Origin of the sequence: Micromonospora alfalfae, from assembly GCF_022230925.1 — a bacterium.
In the GTDB taxonomy this organism is placed as follows: Bacteria; Actinomycetota; Actinomycetes; order Mycobacteriales; family Micromonosporaceae; genus Micromonospora; species Micromonospora alfalfae.
Map to the genome: position 1 here is coordinate 1 of NZ_JAKKFH010000011.1, position 18,715 is coordinate 18,715.

An 18,715-nucleotide genomic window follows, 5' to 3' on the forward strand; every position below is an offset into this window, starting at 1 on the left:
CGCGCCATCCACGCCCGGCGACCCGCCATCCGGTTCCGACGGCACCCGCCGGCATCGCGGCATCCGCCCCAGGCATCCGCCCCCAGCGGGCACCCGACGCCACGGCACCCGCCCCCAGCGGCCACCCGACGCCACGGCACCCGCCCCCAGCGGCCACCCGACGCCACGGCACCCGCCCCCGGCCGGCGACGAGACGTCCGCGACCAGCGACCATGTGCCTGCCGTACAGAAACGGAAATGCCGCTGGCCGGCACCCCGGGTTGGGGTGCCGGCCAGCGGTCGGTGTCGTGCGGTGGTGCTGTTGTGCGGTGGTGCTGTCGTGCGTGGTGTTGCTGCTTGTCCTGCTGTGGTGCGGGTCAGCTGTTCCAGTACTGGCCGACCAGGTCGGTGGCCTGCTGCTCCCACTGGGCGTAGGCGTCCGGGTACGCCGACACCTGCACCGTCTGCGCGGCGTCGGTCAGGGGCATGTCCTGCCACCCGTCGACCTGCTTCAAACCCTTGAGGAACGCCGTCGTGGAGTACTCAGGGTCGGTGATCTGCTCCGGGGTACCCCAACCACTGGACGGGCGCTGCTGGAACAGGCCCAGCGAATCGTGGTCGTTCATGTCGCCGAGGTGGCCCAGGTTCTCCAGCTTCGACTCCTGCAGGCTCGTCGCGATCGAGATCACCGCGGCCCGCTCCGGCAGGCCCGCCTTCTTCGTCGCGGCGATGATCGCCTTCACATTCGCGGTCTGCTCATCGTTCAGGGTGATGTGCGACTGGTCGCCCTGCGGCTTCGACGCCGACTGCACGGCCACGGCGACCGGCTTGGCATCCACGGCCGGGGTGGCGGCGTGGGCGGCGATCGGACCGGCGAAGACACCACCGGCGAACGCGAGACCAGCAACGGACAGCATGCTCTTACGGAAGATCGTGTTCATGAGGGATAGCTCCTTCGGGGGCAGGACACCCAACCACCACAAGGGGGACGGCGGCAGGGTGTGAGCACCTCGTCCGGCGCTGCACAAACAAAGGGGAAAAGTCTTTGGGGGGTGACGCCCATCAGGGCGTCGGGGTCGGCGACCTGCGAGCGGGGGGGGCTCGTGGCGCCGGGACCCTGTGTAACGACCGGGGGGGCCGGGGTCATTCCGGGTTGGCCCACCGTCGGCACCCTCATCGAGGCGGTGCCCGCTGGTCGTCGTGGGGACTGTAACGACCGGGCGTTGGCCGGCATTCCAACCTGCGCGACCTGCCCCGAGGGGGCGGGCGGCGGGCCGGTGGTACTGCGACCGTCAGGGTATGTAACGACCCCGCCCCGGCCACGATTCCGACCCACGAGTGCGCCCGGTCACCACCCAGAAACCCCCGCTCACGGACAAACCACCCACCCAGCGCCGCGTCCAGGGCGTCGAATCGCCCCTCACCGGCGTGATCCACTCGGGTTCACGGAAGTCGGGGCATCCCGGACTCCCGGACACCCCGACATCATGAAACCCGAGTCGATCAAGCCGGCCGGCCCGGTTTTGCGCCCCCCGAAGGGCGCGGCCGGTCGTAGGCCCCGATCAGGTATCGAGGTAGCGCAGGATTGCGAGGATTCGTCGGCTGTAGCCCGTTGTGTGCGCCAGGTCGAGTTTGTCGAAGATGGCGTTCACATGCTTCTCGACCGCGCTCTGCGATACGTGCAGCCGCTGGGCGATGGCGAGGTTCGTGTGCCCCTGCGCCATCTCGTGCAGTACGTCGCGTTCCCGCGGCGTGAGCCGACCGAACGGGTCGGGCCGGTCGGAGCCGGCCACCACCTGACGGACCACTTCCGGGTCGAGGGCGGTGCCTCCGGCGGCGACCCGGTCGAGTGCGTCGAGGAAGTCGTCCACCTGGGCGACCCGGTCCTTGAGCAGGTAGCCGACCCCCTCGGGACGGTCCGCTAGCAGCCGCCCGGCGTAACGCCGCTCCACGTACTGGGAGAGCACGAGGACGCCGGTGTCGGGCCACCGGCGACGGATCTCCAGGGCGGCCCGTAGCCCGTCATCGGTGTGGTTGGGTGGCATCCGGACGTCGGTGACGACCACGTCGGGACGGGACCGTTCGACCGCCTCGACAAGCTGGTCTGCGGTCGCTACCGCCGCGAGCACCTCGTGCTCCTCGTCGGCGAGCAGCCGCGTCAGGCCCTCCCGGAGCAGCGTCGAGTCTTCGGCGAGGACTAGTCGCACGGCAACTCCGCCAGCACGGTCGTCGGACCGCCGGCCGGGCTGGTCACCAGCAGCCGACCGTCCAGCGCGGCGACCCGTCGCGCGAGCCCGGACAAGCCGCGTCCGGTCGGTTCCGCCCCGCCGACGCCGTCGTCGTGTACGCGCATCCGGATCCACCCATCCCGTACTCCGATGTCGACCGTGACCAGGGTAGCGGCGGCGTGTTTGGTGGCGTTGGTGAGCGCCTCGCAGGCCACGAAGTACAACACCGTCTCGACCTGCCGCTCGGGGCGGACGGGCAGCGCGCAGCGGATCCGCACCGGCACCTCGGATCCGCGGGCGACGATGGCCAGGACCTCGCCCAGATCGCTGTCGTCCAGTGCTGACGGGTAGACCCGCCACGCCACCTCGCGTAACTCCTCGATGGCCCGCTGCACGTCCTCGTGTGCCTGGGTGAGCAGCGCGTGGGTGCGGTCGGCGTCGCGGGCGCGTCGGGCCCGGCCGAGCAGCATGCCGAGGGCGACCAGCCGTTGTTGGAGGCCGTCGTGCAAGTCGCGTTCGATGCGCTGCCGTTCGGCGTCGACAGCGGCGATGACCCCGGCCCGACTGGTGGTCAGCTCGTGGACCCGCCGGGTCAGCTCTGCCCGGCTTCCCGCGCCGAGCAGTCGTCGCGCCAGCCGGATGTCCAGCGCGGCGATGCTGGCTACGGCCTGAACGTTGAGCAGTAACAGCACTGCCCCGACGGCGGTCTGGGACAGGGCGTCGAGAACTGTCAGCTCTCCGCGTACCGCCGCGCTCAGCACGATCCCGGCCAGCACCACGCCCACGCCGAGCACTGCGTACGCCAGCAGGCCGAGCGTGCCGGGTAACAGTCGGACGGCCAGGTAGCCGAGCTGACGGCGGGTCGCCGCGGTGTTCGGCGCGGGCAGATCCTCCGCGCCGAGCAGCCCGACGAGGCGGCGATGTTCCATCCGCACCAGCCAACCCCCGTACCTGCTGGTCAGGCCGGCGACCCGACGGCTGGCGGCAGGCGCGAACGCGCACACGCTGAACGCGACGGCCGCGACCGCGAGGAAGGCGAACTCGACGGCGGCCGTCGCGATGCCGACGGCGACGCCGACCGGCGGCCGGAGCCGGACCCACCACCTGCCGATTCGCCGTTCCCCTGCCACCTCGTCCACCTTCCGCACCGAGCCTGCTCCCCCTTGCCCTGCGTCAGGTGACGCGCCCACAGGCGACCTCGGGTGACGCCTGGGGTGAAGCAGAGCAAAGGAAACCAGAGAGGGGTCGGCTAGCGCTCGTCCGAGGCCCACGATCCGCTTCGGTAGAGGGTGCCGCGACCACCCGGGTCGGGCATCGCGTTCAGTGCGCTCTGCTCAGGTTCGGTCGGCTCCGGGTTCCGCGCGGCGCGGCGGGCTTTCAGCACGCGCGACCCGACGAACCAGGCGGCCGCCGCCACGCAGACCACGATCACCACTTTCTGGAGCGTGCCGACGTAGCCCTCGACGAGGTGCCAGTTGTCGCCCAGCAGGTAACCGGCGAGCACGAAGGTGGTGTTCCAGATCAGGCTGCCCAGCGTGGTGTAGAGCAGGAACGTGGTCACCGGCATCCGCTCCACGCCCGCCGGGATGGAGATCAGGCTCCGGAAGATCGGGATCATCCGGCCGAAGAAGACCGCCTTCACGCCGTGCCGCAGGAACCACGCCTCGGTCCGGTCCACGTCGCTGAGCTTGACCAGTGGGAGCCGGGAAACGATGGCACGCATCCGGTCGCGTCCCAGCGCCGCGCCGATCAGGTAGAGCGCCAGCGCGCCCAGCACCGAACCCAGCGTGGTCCAGAAGATCGCACCGACCAGACTCATCCGTCCCTGCGCGGCGACGAACCCGGCCAGCGGCAGGATCACCTCACTGGGGATCGGCGGGAAGAGATTCTCCAACGCCACTGCCAGGCCGGCACCCGGCCCGCCGAGTCGTTCCACCAGGTCAGTGACGTAGCCGACGATCCCGTCCTGTGGTGGCTCCGCTGCGGCGGCGGGGGTTCCGGTGGCGAACACGGCGTGGGACGTTCGAATCATGCGCCCACGTTACGAAGTAATCCTGAGAGCCGACCATGAGGCCGACCGCCCGACCACGCGGGTCGACCACACCGGCGGGGGTGCGGAAACCCGCACCCCGCTTCGGCTCGCCGTGGCGCAGCCGCCGTGCGTACCCCTGGATGTCGCGGAGAACGCGCGGGCGCACGCCGCCGCGGTCCGCGCGGCGCGCGCCCGGGTGGTGGTCTTTCCGGAGCTGTCGCTGACCGGGTACGAGTTGGACGCGCCGGTCGTGTCGGTCGACGACCGGCGGTTGACGCCGCTGGTCGAGGCGTGCGCCGAGACGGACGCGCTGGCCCTGGCCGGTGCGCCGGTCGCGGGTGACCACATCGCGATGCTGGCGGTGACCGGTGGCGGTGCGACGGTGGCGTACCGGAAGATGTGGCTGGGGGACGCGGAGGCCCGCCGGTTCCGGCCGGGCGACGCCCCGGTCGTGCTCGATGTGGACGGTTGGCGGGTGGGGCTGGCGATCTGCAAGGACACCGGCGTGGCCGCGCACGCGGCGCGGACCGCGGCGCTCGGGATCGACGTGTACGCGGCCAGCGTCCTGGAGTCGGCCCGCGACGCCGCGGTGATAGACCAGCGGGCGCACCGGATCTCCACCGCGCACCGGGTCTGGGTGGCGGTGGCGAGCTTCGCCGGGTCGACCGGCGGTGGCTACACCGAGGCGGCGGGGCTCTCGGGCGTCTGGACGCCAAACGGCGAGGTGTACGCCCGTGCGGGCACCGAACCGGACGAGTCGGTCAGCGTCAGCCTCCACTGACCGCGCCTGAACCTGTCGTACGTCTGCGGCAGGATCGGTCCATGAGCACTGTGCCCTCCCGGCTGTCCGTGGTCACCGTGGGAGCCCGCGACGTCGCCGCGCTGCGGTCGTTCTACCGGTCGTTGGGGTGGCCCGAGTTGCCGGCGAGTGACGACGGCTGGTCGGCCTTCCTGCTCGGCGGTGTGCTGTTCGCGCTCTACCCCCTGCCGGAGTTGGCCGCCGAGGCTGCGCCGGGCGTGCCCGCGCCGGCCGCAGGTTGGTCCGGGGTCACCCTGGCCTGCAATGTCGACAGCCGCGACGAGGTCGACACGGCGTTCGCCGCTGCCGTCGCGGCGGGCGCGACGGTGGTGGCGGAGCCGACCGACCGGTCCTGGGGTGGGCGCTCCGGCTACATCGCTGACCCGGAGGGCAACCGCTGGGAGATCGCCTGGGCGGGCACGGCCCGCTTCGACGAGCGTGGCGCTCTCCTCTCCTTCGGCTGAGCATCGTGTTTGCGCGCTGACGATGATCTTTGGAATGCTTCGGGAATGACGTCCTTCCCGGGAACCTTCGCCGATGATGTCGTCGGCCAGTCAGCCCAGACGCAGTTCGAGGCGTTCATCGACGAGCACCGCAGAGCGCTCAACGGCTACCTGGACGGGCTGACCGAGGAGCAGGCGCGCCGGTCGTTGGTGCCGTCCCGGACGACGCTGCTGGGTCTGGTGAAGCACGCCGCGTTCGTGGAGAAGGTCTGGTTCGACGAAGCCGTCACGTGTCGGTCCCGGACCGAGATCGGCATCCCGGCCACGCCGGACGAGTCGTTCATCCTCGACGACGGCGACACGATCGCCACCATCCAGCGCACGCATCGGGAAGCCTGCGAAGCCTCCCGCCGCGCCACGTCCACGCTGGGCCTCGACGACCTGCTCCGCGGCAACCGGCGCGGCCCGCTGCCGCTGCGCTGGGTCTACCTGCACGTGCTGCGCGAGCTTGCCCAGCATTGCGGGCACGCGGAGATCCTGCGCGAGCAGATCCTGGCGGCCGACTAGCGCCGCCGAAGGCCCGAGCCGGTCGGACGTCGCGTGGGCTGGATCAGCCTCTGACCCACCCGCCGGTGTCGGCGAAGCGACGCAGCGTCCAGCGGGCCGGCGGCCAACCGCCGGGGTCGTGGTCGGTGGTCCATTCGGTGATCGAGGCCGGCGGCACGTCCAGGTCGAACGCCCGGAACACCGGCTGCGCGCCGAGCGCGTGGAAGGCGCCCTCGACGGTCTCGCTGTGGCCGACCAGGACCACTGTGGAGCCCCGATGCCGGTGGGCGATCTCCATGATCGCGCGGCTGACGCGGACCACCAGTTCGGCCCAGGTCTCGTTGCCCTCCTCGAACGGTCGGAACACGCCGCCACCGGCCACCGCGTGGTCGGTACGGAAGAGGGCGGTCGGCAGGCCGTCGGCGTACGGGGGTGTGTGCCAGGTGCAGAGACCGCAGTCGGCAACGGGCCGGACGCCGAACGCTGCGCCGATCGGTTGCGCGGTCTCGACGGCCCTGCGCAGCACGGACGAGTAGACCGCCACCGGACCGTCGGGGGCGACCTCGCCGGTGAGCCGGTTGGCCAGGTCGTGTGCCTGCTCGTGGCCGAGGGCAGTGAGGCCCCGACAGCCACGTGGCCCACCGACGATTCCTTCGAGCTGGTGGACCGACTCGCCGTGTCGTACGAAGATCAGACGTGTCCGCATCGGGACATCATGCCAGCGGTATCGACCGGGGTATCAGTCGTCCGTACGGCTGGTGGAGAAGCTGCCGGCCCGGGCGAGGAGAGCGTCCAGTTTCGCGCCCGTCTGCGCTGGTAGACGGTCCCGCCGCACCAGCTCGGCGATGTGCTTCCGTAGGTCGGCGGTGCGCTCGGCGCGGTCCCTGTTGCGGCGGTTGAGGTCGGCGAGGTCGTCACGCAGGTCTTCCGCGGTCTTCGGGTCGACGTCACCGCGGGCGACAGCGGTGGCGAGGACGGCAGCGAACTCGCTGCTCACCTCCCGGAAGCTGACCGGTAGCTGCTGCCCGACGGTCGGGGGCGCGGTGCTGGCGGCGGGGGGTGGTGAGGACGGTGCGGCAGGTGTCGGCGAGTGTGTGGTGGGCGCCGGGGCCGGGGCGGAGGTCGACGGCGCGGCGGCGATCTCGGCAGGGTCGGGTGTGCCCGGGTTGCCCAGCGGATTCTGCGCGAGCAGGACGCCGACGCCGGTCAGCACGGCGAGCACGGCCGCGACGAGCGCGGCGAGCGGCCGACGCGAGCGGCGGCGGGCCGGTGCGGCGGTTGCCGGGGCGGGTCGGGCCACCACCGACCGGTCGATCAGGGTGGGCGGGTGGGCGGCCGGCCGGATGCGCAGCAGCTCGGTGGGTGGCTCGACCGGCTGACCGGCGCCGAAGCGGCGGGCCAGATGCGCGGCGCTCGGCCGGTCGGCCGGGTTGGCGGCCAGGCAGGCGACGGTCAGCTCGGCGATGTCGGCGGGAAGGCCGGGCACCCGCAGCGGCGGCACCGGAGTGCCCCGCCGGTGCACCTCCAGGGCGTCCTCCCAGCTCTGCACGGGCAGTGGCGCCCGCCCGGTGAGGGTGCGGTAGAGCAGCGCGCCGAGGGCGTACACGTCGCTCGCCGGGTCGGGCGGGCCGGCGGTCAGCCGTTCCGGGGCGAAGTAGGCGGGGGTGCCCATCAGCGGTTCGCCGGACTGACTGTCGAGGCCGCCGAGCGCGGCGATGCCGAAGTCGAGCACCTTGGCGCCGGTGTCGGTGAGCATGACGTTCCCGGGCTTGACGTCGCGATGCACGACGCCGATGCGGTGCGCGGCGGCCAGCGCGGCGGCGATCTGCCCGGCCACCCGGACCGCCTCCGGCCAGGGCAGCGGCCCGGTCCGCAGCCGGTCGGCCAGGTTGTGACCGTCGACGAGCTCCATCACCAGGTACGGGACCACGACGCCGCCGGCCAGGCTCGCCTCGGCGTAGTCGTACACCTGGGTCACGTGTGGGTGGGTCAGCCGGGCGGCGGCGCGGGCCTCGCGTTGGATGGTGGCCCGCAGCTGTGGGTCGGTGGCGAACTGCCCGGCGAGCACCTTGATCGCGACCGGCCGCCCGAGCACCTCGTCGTCGCCTCGCCACACCTCGGACATGCCACCGAGACCGATCCGCTCGTGCAGTACGTAGCGGTCGTGGAGGCGGAGAGTGGGCGTGAGCGGCGACATGGCTTCACCAGTCTGCCTGGTAACACCGCCTCCGACCACTCTGCGTGCCCGGCCCCACACTGTTCGTCCCGTCCGTGCCGGAATGGGATTGGTGCGGGTCAGGAGCAGCGCGGGGTGCCGGGCAGCGGTCGTGGTTGGATGCGGTCGGCGAGCCGGCGCAGGGCGAGGGCGGTGGCCTGCCGGGTCGGGGCGAGCAGGGCCCGGCGGGGGTGCTCGACCTGGACCGGAGCGTCCGGTCGGGCCGAGTTGACGTGCCGGCTCATGGCGTCGAGCGCGGTGATGTATCCGGTGGGAAGTTCCATGGTCAACTCCTTGGGACAGGTCCGGTGGAAGCCCGGACGACGAGTGCGGTGGGCAGCAGCACGTGACCGGCCGCGGCGTCCGCGGGCGGGTCGAGCAGCAGTTCGGCGGCGATCCGGCCCTTCTCCTCGGCCGGTTGCCGGACGGTGGTGAGTCCGGCTGCGGCGGCCTCGGGGACGTCGTCGAAGCCGGTCACCGAGACGGCCGGACGATCATGGGCCGGCCGTGCGGCCAGGGCGTCCAGCACACCGAACGCGAGGACGTCGGAGCAGGCCAGGACGGCGGTCGGCGGTGCGGGTCCGTCGAACAGCCCGGCGATGGCCGCGGCTGCCGCCGGGCGGCTGTTGCCGGGGACGTTGACCAGTGTCAGCTCCGCCCAGCCGACGCCGACCTCGGCGAAGGCCTCGGCGAACCCGCTGAGCCGACCTCGGGTGGTCGGATGCGGCACCTGGTCGACCCCGGCCAGCGTGAGCGGGCCGGCCGGCGCGTCGGGCAGCACGGAGTCGGCGAGCAGCGCCACCCGACGGTGCCCGAGCCCCGCGACGTGCGTGGCGACACCGCGGGCGGCGGCCCGCTCGTCGATGCCGACGAACCGTTCGTCGGCGCCGGCGTCGTCGCGGGCGGCCGTGCTGACGAACGGCAGCCCGCGTTGGCGGATGACGTCCAGCGCCCATTCCTCGTCGGCGACGCAGTAGACACAGAACCCGTCGACGGCGGCGTTCTCCACCGCCTGCCGGGCGTCGGTCACCGCCGGAGGTAGCGGCACCAGCAGCATGCTGGTGCCGTGCCGCTCGGCCGCCGCGCCGACACCGGCGAGGAAGCGGACCGCGAACGGGTCGGTGAAGGCGTACGACAGTCGCGAGGTGAACAGCACCCCGATCGACCCGACGAAACCTCGGCGCAGGGAGCGCGCCGTGGGGTTGGGGCCGGGGTACCCGAGTTGCCGGGCGGCGTCCAGGATCCGCTCGCGCAGGGCGGTGGAGAGCTGGTCGGGGCGGCTGTAGGCGTTGGACACCGTGCTGCGGGAGACGCCCACGGCGTCGGCCACGGCTTGCAGTGTTGGCTTCACCGGCACCCCTCTGTATCGATCCAGTCTGTATCGATACAGAGACTAGCCCGACCGGTTGGCGTCGGTCAATACGTGAGCTGAGAGTCCCGTCTGCGGGGGCCTGCGACCGAGGGGTCAGGCGGGGTAGGTGTCGTCCAGCAGGCGGCCGAGGATCTCCGCCGTACGCTCGGGCGGCTCGGCCTCGACGCAGAGCCGCTCCATGGCCACCGCGTAGTAATCCAGATCGTCGCGCTTGTCCAGGTAGATGGCGCTGGTGAGCTGTTCGATGTAGACGATGTCCGGAAGCTCCTGGTCGCCGAAGCGCAGGATGGTGAACGCGCCCCCGGCGGCGGCGTGGCCACCGGCGGCGAACGGAATGACCTGCAACCGGATGTGGGGCGACTTGGTCGCCTCGATGAGCGCGGTGAGCTGACCGCGCATGACCTCTGTGCCACCGATGGGCCGGCGCAGCGCGGCCTCGTCCACCACGGCCCAGAGCTGCGGCGGATTCTCCCGGTGCAGCAGCTGCTGGCGTTGCATCCGCAACGCGACGCGCCTGTCGATCTCACCCGGACCGGCCGTCCCGTGCCCCAGCAGCACTACCGCCCGGGCGTACTCCGGGGTCTGCAACAGGCCGGGCACGAACTGCACCTCGTAGCTGCGGATCAGCGCGGCGGCGGCCTCCAGGCCCAGGTACGACTGGAACCAGGACGGCAACACGTCGCCGTAGCGGTGCCACCAGCCGGGACTGTTCGCGTCCCGCGCGAGTTTGAGCAGCGCGTCACGCTCGTGGTCCTCGGTGACGCCGTAGAGGGTCAACAGGTCGGCGACGTCGCGCTCCTTGAAGCCGACCCGGCCGAGCTCCATTCGACTGATCTTGGATTCGGAGGAGCGGATCTCCCAGCCGGCACCCTCCCGGGTCACCCCGCTGGACTCCCGCAGACGGCGCAGTTGGGCACCGAGCAGCATGCGCAGCACTGTCGGCCCCGTTGTCGGGCCACCCTCGGCGGGAACCATCGTCACGTGCGGACCTCCGGACACCGACCCACGACGGCCGGGCGCCCCGGCCCGGCCGACGTGTAAGCATGCCATGGACCGACAGTGAGGTGAACTCCTCCGCACCGGTGAATCGGTCCCGTCGCCGGGACGACCCACCACCGGCCGGTCAGTTGATCAGATGGTCGAAATCTCCGTCTCGCGCACCGAGAACGAAGGCGGCGATCTCATCCACCGTGTAGATCAGGGCCGGCCCTTCCGGGTGTCGTGAGTTGCGGACCGCGATGCCCGCTCCCTCGGGCAGTTCGGCCAGTTCGACGCAGTTGCCGCTGGGGTTGCTGCGGCGACTCTTCTGCCAGCTCAGCGGAGGCAACTGGTGGATCGGTACGCCATTGGGTGGCTGCTGCATGGGGGCGTCTTTCTGTTACGAGCCCGCCGGTGGCCGTGGGAGGAGCGGTAACGGCGAGGGGGTGCGGTATCGACATTGGACGGTTCTGCACGTGCATCTGCTATTGCATCTGCATCCGACGGCGAGCATGATAACGCACATGATCGGTGCCCATCCGTTCACTTTGTGTTACCCCCGCACGGGCAACGATCAGGCAAAACTGGGCTCGACGCGGCGTGCCGCGTCAACCGAAGGCTGGAGGCGGTCGCGGCGATGGGAGGGTTCGTGCCGGATCCGATGAGTGTCGCCTCCGGCGTCTGCGCGGCGGGCGCGCTGCTCTCCTCCTGGCAACTACGCCGACGGGCTGTGCGCGCCGAGGCCGAGATCGGTCACCTCCAGGCAGAGCTGGCCGCCGAACGGCACGCCGCCAGTCACGACCCGCTCACCGGGCTGCCCAATCGACGCGCCTTCTACCGCCTGGCAGCCGCCCTGCTCACCGACGCCGCCGGCCAGCCGCTGATCGCCGTGGTGCTCGATCTGGACGACTTCAAGCAGATCAACGACCGGTACGGGCACGCCGCCGGCGACCAGGTGCTGATCAGTGTCGCCGAACGACTCGCCGGCTTCGCCGGGGACAACCTCGTGGCGCGCCTCGGCGGCGACGAGTTCGCCGGGCTGCTCTCCAGCCCCACGGTCGACCGGCGCTGGATCGAGCACTCGACCCGCCGGCTCAGCGAGACCGTCGCCGCGCCGATCCGGCTGAGCGGGTGCAGCGTCCGGGTCACCGCGTCCGTCGGGCTCGCCCCGGTGACCGGCCCGGCCCAGCTCACCGACGCGCTCAGCCGCGCCGACGCGGCCATGTACCAGGCGAAGAGCCTCGGCGGCGCCCGATCGCCCCGCCAACTTGTCGACAGCGCGTTCCTCGGCGAGCGCTGACCGTTTCAGCTGACCGGCGCGCCGAACCACCTGGGCAGCTGGCTGAGCAGGTCGCTCTGATCGTCGCCCACCCACGCCACGTGACCGTCGGGCCGTAGCAGCACGGCGGGCACCTCCAACTCCTCACTGACGTCGACGACGTGGTCGACCCGCTCCGCCCAGCCGGCGACCGAGAGCTGGCCGGTCTGATCGAGCAGCAGGCCGCGGCCGCCGTGCATCAGCTCGTAGAGGCGCCCCCGCGCCAGCCGTACGTCACGCAGGTGGCGCCCGAGCAGGTCGTGGCCCGCGCCGAAGTCGTAGCGGACCCCGATCGCGGTGATCTTCTCGATCAGGTACCTGTTGACGTCCTCGAAGTCCAACAGCTCGGACAACAGTTGGCGCACCGACCGCGGCCCCGGCTCGGGTGAGAGCAGCAGCATCTGCGCCCGGGTGTTGTTCAGCACGTCTGCGGCCACCGGATGCCGTTCGCTGTGGTAGCTGTCCAGCAGCCCCTCCGGCGCCCAGCCGTTGAGCTCGGCGGCCAGTTTCCAGCCGAGGTTGAAGGCGTCCTGGATGCCGAGGTTGAGCCCCTGCCCGCCGGTCGGCGGGTGGATGTGCGCCGCGTCGCCGGCCAGCAGCACCCGGCCGACCCGGTAACGCTCGGCCAGTCGGGTGGCGTCACCGAAGCGGGAGAGCCAGCGCGGTGAGTGCACACCGAAGTCGGTGCCCGCGTACACCCGCAGTTGGTGTTTGAAGTCGTCGATGGTCGGCGGGACCGTGCGGTCCTCGACCACCCCCTCGGCCGGGACGACGACGCGGTACACCCCGCCCCCGAGCGGCCCGAGACCGAATCGGAGATGGGTCCTGCGGACCTCGGCCACCACGTCGGCCACCGTCTCCGGCGGCACGCCCACCTCCATCTCGCCCAGCAACGTCTCGACGCTGCTGGGCTCGCCGGGAAAGCCGACACCGAGCAGCCCGCGTACGGTGCTGCGACCGCCGTCGCAGCCGACGAGGTAGCGCGAACGCAACTGTGTCCCATCGGCCAGCCGCACTGTCACCCCGTTGTCGTCGTCCTGGCTCAGCCCGACGAGTTCGCTGCCGCGCCGGATCTCGACGCCGACCTCGTCGGCGTGCTCGCTCAGGAGACGGTCGGTGGTGGTCTGCGGAATGCCGAGGACGTACGCGTGCGCGGTGTCCAGCCCGCCCGGCGACGGCTTGGGAATCGCGGCGAAGAAGCCCCCGACCGGGTGCTGCTGTCCGAGGGCGAGGAACCGCTCCAGCAGACCTCGCTGGTCCAGCACCTCGATGCTGCGTGCGTGCAGGCCGAGCGCGCGGACGTAGCTGGTCGGCTCGGTCTCCTTTTCGAGCACGAGCGCGTGCAGCCCGTGCAGCCGCAACTCGCTGGCCAGCATCAAGCCGGTCGGCCCACCGCCAGCAATGATCACATCGATCATGGAATCCCCCGATTTTCCCAGATTTGGGCGTCGGCTGGAGATTCTGCTGCACCACCCGGGTCTTGCCGCAAGGCCCCGGGTGCGATATATGTTGGAAGTGGCAGGGAGCGGGTTCGCTCTTTGCCTTACTTTTTTGTCAGGTGCAGACGAGCCGCTCGCCGCTCAGAACCGCCGGTCACGCCTCGCGCAACGCCGCGTGGGCCAGAGTGACCAGACCCACCTGTGACACCAGCCCGCGCACGATCCGCGCCGCCCGGTCCCGGTCGGCCGCCTCGGCGTCGAGGTCCAACGCCTGCCGGGTCCAGTCGCTGAGGTCGTCGAGCGCGCGGACCGCGAGGAACCAGGCCAGGCGCGCCCTGTCGACCTCGGCCGTGCCGTAGCCGTCGAGCACGGCCCGCTGCTGGTCGGGAGTGATCGGCGCGAAGGCGAGCACCCCGCCGCGCACGAACATGAGGTCGCACTCGGGCGGGGCGAGCACCGCGTCGTCCCAGTCGATCAGCCAGACCTGTCCGTCCGCGCCGAGCAGCAGGTTGCCCAGGTGCGGGTCACCGTGGCAGACGACGTGCGAGCCGGGCCGGTCGCGCTGCTCGGCCGCGCGGCGCTCGACCTCGCGGGTCAGGAACCGCAGCCGGTCCGCCACCGCTGACCACACCCCCGCCAGCTCCGTGACCAGCGGATCCGCGAGGTCGGCCGGGTCCGGGTCGCGCAGACACTCGGCCACCGCCCGGGTCGCGGTCACGATCGTGGGGTACGCCGCCCCGCCCGCCGGCAGCAACCGGCCGAGCTCCTCGGTCACCGGCACCGCGTGCACGGCGGCCAGCACCTCGCCGTACGCCCGCCAGTGCGCGCCGGTCATCGGGCCGTCGAGTGCCCGCTGGTCGGAGACCCACGGCACCACCGACAGGCGGCGGCCGTCGTGGTCGATCGAGAGCCGTCCGTCGACGGACCGCAGCGGCGCGGCGATGCCCGGCACGCCCTGTCCGGCCAGGTACGCCGACACGACCAGACCGGCCGGGGTGCCGCCACCGCTCAGCTTGACCGCGTACCGCGAGCCGTCGGCGGCCTGAGCGAGCCACAGTCGGGCGTGCTGGTCCGCACCGGAGGTGACAAGCTCCATTGCGGACAGTTGCAGGCTGAAGCCCGTCCGTACCTGTTCGGCCACCTGCCGTGTGACGTCCTGCACCATGCGGACACCATGCCAGCGCTCCGGCCACCGACCCAGCGGTTTTGTCGGTCGCCGGGGTGTTCTGAGACGTCCTATTCGGGTATGGGAACCCAGTACTCGAATCACGACCGCCGAGAGGACCCGACGTGGCGACCATCCGCGCCCTCGTACTCAACTGCACCCTCAAGCCGTCGCCTGGGCCGTCGAGCGCCGAGCAGCTCGGTAGGGAAGTGCTCGCCGAGTTGGCCGCGCAGGGCGTGGAGGGCGAAATGATCCGGGTCGTCGATCACGATGTGCGTTTCGGGGTGTCCACGGACGAGGGCGACGGCGACGGTTGGCCGGCGATCCGCGCCAAGTTGATGGCAGCCCAGGTGCTGATCATCGCCACGCCGATCTGGCTCGGTCAGCCCTCCAGCGTCTGCAAGATGGTCCTCGAACGCCTCGACGCCGAGCTGTCCGAGACCGACGCCGAGGGCAGGCTCCGCACCTACGGCAAGGTGGCCGGCGTCGCCGTGGTCGGCAACGAGGACGGCGCCCACCACACCATCGGCGAGGTGCAGCAGGCACTCAACGAAGTCGGGTTCACCATCGCCGCCGCCGCCGCGACCTACTGGGTCGGCGAGGCGCTGCACACAGTGGACTACCGTGACGCCGGCCCCAAGCCCGACACCACCGGCCGCACCACGAAGGCTTTGGCGCTCAACACCGCACACCTGGCCCGACTCCTCGCCGACCAGCCCTACCCGCCGCCGGACGCGAAGGGTGCCGGGGTCGGCCCGAGCCGCGAATAGACCTCACCCGCAAGGTGCCCCACCGCTGGGGCAGCCCTGCGCGCGGTCCGCTACCGATCCGCGCCAGCCGCACCCGGCGCGGTCAGCGCCAGCCGTAGCCGGCGCGCAACGCCTGCCCGACCCGGTCGAACCGGGGCCGGTCCAACACGGCGCCCTCCCGGCGGATGCTGTCCTCGCGCATGGTGAGCACCCGGTCCAGCCGGACCCAGCTCGGCCGGTTGTCCCGGTCCCACTCCCCCGGCCCGAGCGCGAACCAGTGCCGCTGCCCGTCCCGATCGCTCTGGCTGGACAGCATCAGCCCGAACAGGGTCCGGCTGTGCCGCCCGACGACCAGCACCGGCCGATCCTTGCCCTGGCGGGGGTCGTCCTCGTACGGCACCCACGTCCAGACGATCTCACCCGGGTCGGCCTGACCGTCCCGCTCCGGAGCGTAGGTCAGCTCCCGACGCTGCAACGCGCTCACCTGACGGCGGCGGGCCACCTGCGCGGGCGCCGGCCCGGTACGCCGGGGCGACGGGATCACCGCACCGACCCGGGAGATACGCGCCGCGACATTCCTCAACAGACCAGCCACGGCGGGCAGCCTACCCGCCGCCGCGGCGGGCGGGTGCGACAGACTGGCCCGATGGACGAGCTGCCCCGTGACCTGCCGATCCTGGAGCGACGCGCGGTGCGGGTCGTGGTCATCGACGGCACCGACCGGGTGTTGCTGTTCCACACCCGGGACCCGGACCACCCCCGGCTGGGCACCTGGTGGGAGCTGCCGGGCGGTGGCATGGATCCCGGTGAGACCTACCGCGACACGGCGGTGCGGGAGCTGCGGGAAGAGACCGGCATCGTGATCACCGCCGACCAAGTCGGTGCGCCGAACTGGCGGCGGCGGGCCAGCTTTCTGCACCGCCAGGTGCGGCACGTCCAGGACGAGGTTGTCGTCGCCGTACGGCTGGCCGGCCCCGGCCCCGACGTGGACGAGACGCACCGGCTCGACTACGAGCGGGAGGACTACTTCGGCTTCCGCTGGTGGCCGTTGCCCGAGGTGGTGGCCAGCCGGGAACGCTTCTATCCCGGGCAGCTCCCCCGGCTGATCACCCCCTTTCTCGCCGGCACGCGGATCGACGAGCCGTTCGAACTGTGGTCGTGAGCCGGGTCGGCGGGCAGAGTGTGGGCATGAGGAGCGATCTGCACGGCCCGTTGTCCGCGTACGCCGCGCGACTTCACGCGACGGTCGGCGACGGGCACCACGTCGCCTCCCCGCTCGGCGCCTGGCTGCTGCTCGCGGTCACCGCCACGACGGCCGACCCTGATCCGGCCGTAGCGGACGGAGCCGCCGTGAAGCTGGCGCAGGCGCTGGGCACCGACCTGCCGAGCGCGGCCGAGGTGGCCCGAACACTGTTGGACGCGCCGCACCCGCTGGTCGGGTCCGCCACCGCGCTCTGGCACACAGCGGGGCAGGGCGACGACGGATCGGCGGCATGGCGGGCCGCGCTGCCCCGCGCGACCGAGGTCGGCGCACTGCCCGATCAGGCCGGGTTGAACGCCTGGGCGCGCGAGCACACCCTCGGCCTGATCGAGACGTTTCCCCTGAAGGTCGAATCGGAGGTGGTGTTCATCCTGGCCAGCGCGTTGGCGACCCGGGTGTCCTGGGCGACCCCGTTCGACGTCGCCGATGCACGCGCGCTCGGCGCCGGCAGCCCGTGGGCCGGCCAACTACGGCGGGCGCTGCGCAGCCCGAGCCAGGGCCACCGCTGCGCCATCGTGTCCACCGCGCAAGCCGGTGACGTGATCGTGCACGCCGCACCGGCCCGGACGACCGACGGCGCGGGGCTGGTGGTCCTCTCGGTGGCCGCCGCGCCGCAGGTGCCACCGGCCGAGGTGCTGGCCATCGCGTACGACCTGAGTGCCGACGCGGCCGACGGCGCGCAACCAGCGGGCAGCCGCTCGCTGTTCGACCTGCCGCTCGGCGAGACTCCGCTCTGGACGCTGACCGAGGAGCGGGTACACACCTGGGACCGTGACGGCCGCGAAGAACGGCACAACGCCGTCCTCCCCTGCTGGTCCGCTCGGAACGACCATGACCTGACCGCTTCGGCGCTCGGCTTCCCCGCTGCGGCCACCACGCTCGCGGCGGCGCTGGCGCTACGGATAGACGACTTCACGGCACGGCAGACGGCGGTGGCCCGGTTCGACAGGTACGGCTTCGAGGCGGCGGCGGTGACCGGCATGGCCGGAATTACCAGCATGCCGCCGGAGGGTGTGGCCCGCACCGCCGAGCTGCGCTTCGGCAACCCGTACGCGGTGGTGGCCGTCGCCACCGACAGCCGGGCCGACGGCGTCACCGGCCCGTGGCACGGGGTGCCGGTCTTCTCCGCCTGGGTCGCCGAGCCCGAGGAGGTGCCCGCGGCATGAGTTGACTCGCGGACCAGCCGGCGGCCGGGGTGCTCCGGCAGACACCAGGTCAGCTTAGAAGCCGCCATCGCGCGGCAGTCGCGCCACCATCTCCCGAAACTCCCGCACCGTCATCGCCGTGCGCAACGTCGCGAAGACGGCACCGGTCCCGGCCCGGGCGGTGGCCGGGTCCACCCCGGCACGCTGTTCCACCCGACGAAGGAACTCCGTCGGGCCGGCCTCCATCGGGGTCGCGCCGGCACCGCCGACCCCCAGGCCCACCCCGCTGGTCAACCCATCGGCCCCAGCATCCGGGCCGAGGACCCCTGCCGGATCCGTGGCCGGAAGGGCCGTACCGGCCGGATCCGGGGCCGGACCGGAGGCCCCGGCCGCATCGGGGGCCGGGCCGCTCAGGTAGCCGTCGACCTCGTTCGGAAGGTGCCCGACGAGGTCCCCGGGCGCGTCGCCGGTAACCCGCTCGGCCAACGTCTGGAGCACGGCGCGGGCGAGCACGCCGGCCTCCTCGGCCGGCAGGCCGGACCGTTGGGACACCGCGTCGATGAAGTACGGGAACCCGTCGCCGTCGGTCACGCTCGGCCGGTTACCCCTGGCCGGCCGCGACAAACTGCTGCTAGGTCAGCAGCCCTTCCGCCAGCAGGTGGTCGAAGATGATCTGGTCGACCGGCGAGGTGCGGTGTCGGTCCGCGTACCCGAGCCAGGCCATCTCGGCGATCTCGCTGGCCGGTCGCAGTTGTCCCCGATAGTCGGCCCGGTAGCAGGTCATCCGCACTGTGATGCCGGTCGTGTGGCCGTGCGCCTGTGCGGTGAAGGTGCCCAGGTGCACGGCACCTGGCACGTCGACCTCGACGCTCAACTCCTCGTCGATCTCCCGACGCAGGGTCTCCAGGTCGGTTTCGCCCGGCTCGCGCTTTCCGCCCGGCAGGTACCAGACGTCCTTGCCCACCGACCGGGTGCTCAGCACCCGACCGTCCTCGACGAGGATCCAGGCCACCTTGTCGATCTCGCGCACAATGCTCCTTACGGCC

The 18,715-nt window shown here is 71.9% G+C and carries 22 protein-coding genes; 7 read left to right on the forward strand and 15 right to left on the reverse strand.

The genetic code is table 11. The features are described from left to right. Positions 1-356: 356 nt before the first annotated feature. The 4 genes from MED01_RS10765 to MED01_RS10780 form a co-directional block, all read right to left on the reverse strand. Positions 357-920, reverse strand: coding sequence for a hypothetical protein (locus MED01_RS10765; RefSeq protein WP_238668370.1), 564 nt, complete (start codon positions 918-920; stop codon positions 357-359). Positions 921-1,541: 621 nt separating this feature from the next. Further along, on the reverse strand, positions 1,542-2,186 hold the full coding sequence (locus tag MED01_RS10770) for a response regulator (protein ID WP_238668371.1): 645 nt from the start codon (positions 2,184-2,186) through the stop codon (positions 1,542-1,544). Continuing rightward, on the reverse strand, positions 2,177-3,355 hold the full coding sequence (locus tag MED01_RS10775; RefSeq protein WP_238668372.1) for a sensor histidine kinase: 1,179 nt from the start codon (positions 3,353-3,355) through the stop codon (positions 2,177-2,179). The genes MED01_RS10770 and MED01_RS10775 overlap by 10 nt, the downstream gene beginning before the upstream one ends. Positions 3,356-3,456: 101 nt before the next feature. Then, the gene (locus MED01_RS10780; protein ID WP_196922654.1) at positions 3,457-4,239 is read right to left on the reverse strand and encodes a DedA family protein; all 783 of its coding nucleotides are present in this window, start codon (positions 4,237-4,239) and stop codon (positions 3,457-3,459) included. Here MED01_RS10780 and MED01_RS10785 point away from each other — a divergent pair. From MED01_RS10785 to MED01_RS10795, 3 genes are read left to right on the forward strand one after another with little or no spacing between them, the layout of a single operon-like run. Next, entirely contained in the window at positions 4,238-5,020 is a 783-nt protein-coding gene (locus MED01_RS10785; RefSeq protein ID WP_238668373.1) for a carbon-nitrogen hydrolase family protein, read from the forward strand. The two genes, MED01_RS10780 and MED01_RS10785, sit on opposite strands and share 2 nt — an antisense overlap. Before the next feature lie 41 nt (positions 5,021-5,061). Further along, positions 5,062-5,502, forward strand: coding sequence for a VOC family protein (locus tag MED01_RS10790; RefSeq protein WP_124770561.1), 441 nt, complete (start codon positions 5,062-5,064; stop codon positions 5,500-5,502). A 45-nt stretch (positions 5,503-5,547) separates the two neighbouring features. After that, complete coding sequence (locus tag MED01_RS10795) at positions 5,548-6,048, forward strand: DinB family protein (protein ID WP_238668374.1); 501 nt, start codon at positions 5,548-5,550, stop codon at positions 6,046-6,048. A 43-nt stretch (positions 6,049-6,091) separates the two neighbouring features. Here MED01_RS10795 and MED01_RS10800 read toward each other — a convergent pair whose 3' ends face one another. From MED01_RS10800 to MED01_RS10825, 6 genes are all read right to left on the reverse strand, one after another. Further along, positions 6,092-6,733, reverse strand: coding sequence for a histidine phosphatase family protein (locus MED01_RS10800; RefSeq protein ID WP_238668375.1), 642 nt, complete (start codon positions 6,731-6,733; stop codon positions 6,092-6,094). A gap of 33 nt (positions 6,734-6,766) precedes the next feature. Beyond that, positions 6,767-8,224 carry a serine/threonine-protein kinase gene (locus tag MED01_RS10805; RefSeq protein WP_238668376.1) on the reverse strand — a complete coding sequence of 486 codons (1,458 nt, stop codon included), beginning with the start codon at positions 8,222-8,224 and terminating at the stop codon, positions 6,767-6,769. Positions 8,225-8,322: 98 nt separating this feature from the next. Further along, positions 8,323-8,526 (reverse strand): hypothetical protein, encoded by a 204-nt coding sequence (locus MED01_RS10810; protein WP_238668377.1) that lies wholly within the window; start codon positions 8,524-8,526, stop codon positions 8,323-8,325. A 2-nt stretch (positions 8,527-8,528) separates the two neighbouring features. Beyond that, positions 8,529-9,572: a LacI family DNA-binding transcriptional regulator gene (locus tag MED01_RS10815; protein WP_238668378.1), complete on the reverse strand. Its 1,044-nt coding sequence runs from the start codon at positions 9,570-9,572 to the stop codon at positions 8,529-8,531. Positions 9,573-9,707: 135 nt separating this feature from the next. Beyond that, positions 9,708-10,595, reverse strand: coding sequence for a Sco1979 family transcriptional regulator (locus tag MED01_RS10820; protein ID WP_238668379.1), 888 nt, complete (start codon positions 10,593-10,595; stop codon positions 9,708-9,710). A 142-nt stretch (positions 10,596-10,737) separates the two neighbouring features. Then, on the reverse strand, positions 10,738-10,977 hold the full coding sequence (locus MED01_RS10825; protein WP_091406718.1) for a DUF397 domain-containing protein: 240 nt from the start codon (positions 10,975-10,977) through the stop codon (positions 10,738-10,740). Positions 10,978-11,241: 264 nt separating this feature from the next. Here MED01_RS10825 and MED01_RS10830 point away from each other — a divergent pair, with 264 nt between their 5' ends. Then, positions 11,242-11,892 (forward strand): GGDEF domain-containing protein, encoded by a 651-nt coding sequence (locus MED01_RS10830; protein ID WP_091407349.1) that lies wholly within the window; start codon positions 11,242-11,244, stop codon positions 11,890-11,892. A gap of 5 nt (positions 11,893-11,897) precedes the next feature. Here the strand turns inward: MED01_RS10830 and rox are convergent, their stop codons facing one another. Together rox and MED01_RS10840 are read right to left on the reverse strand one after the other, a co-directional pair. Then, a complete protein-coding gene (gene rox, locus MED01_RS10835) occupies positions 11,898-13,328 on the reverse strand; it encodes a rifampin monooxygenase (RefSeq protein WP_238668380.1) in 1,431 nt (476 codons plus the stop codon). A 175-nt stretch (positions 13,329-13,503) separates the two neighbouring features. Beyond that, positions 13,504-14,514, reverse strand: coding sequence for a phosphotransferase enzyme family protein (locus MED01_RS10840; protein ID WP_238668381.1), 1,011 nt, complete (start codon positions 14,512-14,514; stop codon positions 13,504-13,506). Positions 14,515-14,639: 125 nt separating this feature from the next. Here MED01_RS10840 and MED01_RS10845 point away from each other — a divergent pair, with 125 nt between their 5' ends. After that, positions 14,640-15,284, forward strand: a complete 645-nt coding sequence (locus MED01_RS10845; protein WP_238668382.1) for a flavodoxin family protein — start codon at positions 14,640-14,642, stop codon at positions 15,282-15,284. A gap of 82 nt (positions 15,285-15,366) precedes the next feature. Here the strand turns inward: MED01_RS10845 and MED01_RS10850 are convergent, their stop codons facing one another. Next, on the reverse strand, positions 15,367-15,858 hold the full coding sequence (locus MED01_RS10850) for a type II toxin-antitoxin system PemK/MazF family toxin (RefSeq protein ID WP_124778425.1): 492 nt from the start codon (positions 15,856-15,858) through the stop codon (positions 15,367-15,369). A gap of 51 nt (positions 15,859-15,909) precedes the next feature. Between MED01_RS10850 and MED01_RS10855 the strand changes: the two genes are divergently transcribed. Beyond that, complete coding sequence (locus tag MED01_RS10855) at positions 15,910-16,425, forward strand: NUDIX hydrolase (RefSeq protein ID WP_238668383.1); 516 nt, start codon at positions 15,910-15,912, stop codon at positions 16,423-16,425. 26 nt (positions 16,426-16,451) lie between these two features. After that, positions 16,452-17,690 (forward strand): hypothetical protein, encoded by a 1,239-nt coding sequence (locus MED01_RS10860; protein WP_238668384.1) that lies wholly within the window; start codon positions 16,452-16,454, stop codon positions 17,688-17,690. 54 nt (positions 17,691-17,744) lie between these two features. Here the strand turns inward: MED01_RS10860 and MED01_RS10865 are convergent, their stop codons facing one another. Beyond that, positions 17,745-18,260 carry a DUF2267 domain-containing protein gene (locus tag MED01_RS10865; RefSeq protein WP_238668385.1) on the reverse strand — a complete coding sequence of 172 codons (516 nt, stop codon included), beginning with the start codon at positions 18,258-18,260 and terminating at the stop codon, positions 17,745-17,747. Between the two features lie 40 nt (positions 18,261-18,300). Further along, entirely contained in the window at positions 18,301-18,699 is a 399-nt protein-coding gene (locus tag MED01_RS10870) for an NUDIX hydrolase (protein ID WP_238668386.1), read from the reverse strand. Positions 18,700-18,715: the final 16 nt, after the last annotated feature.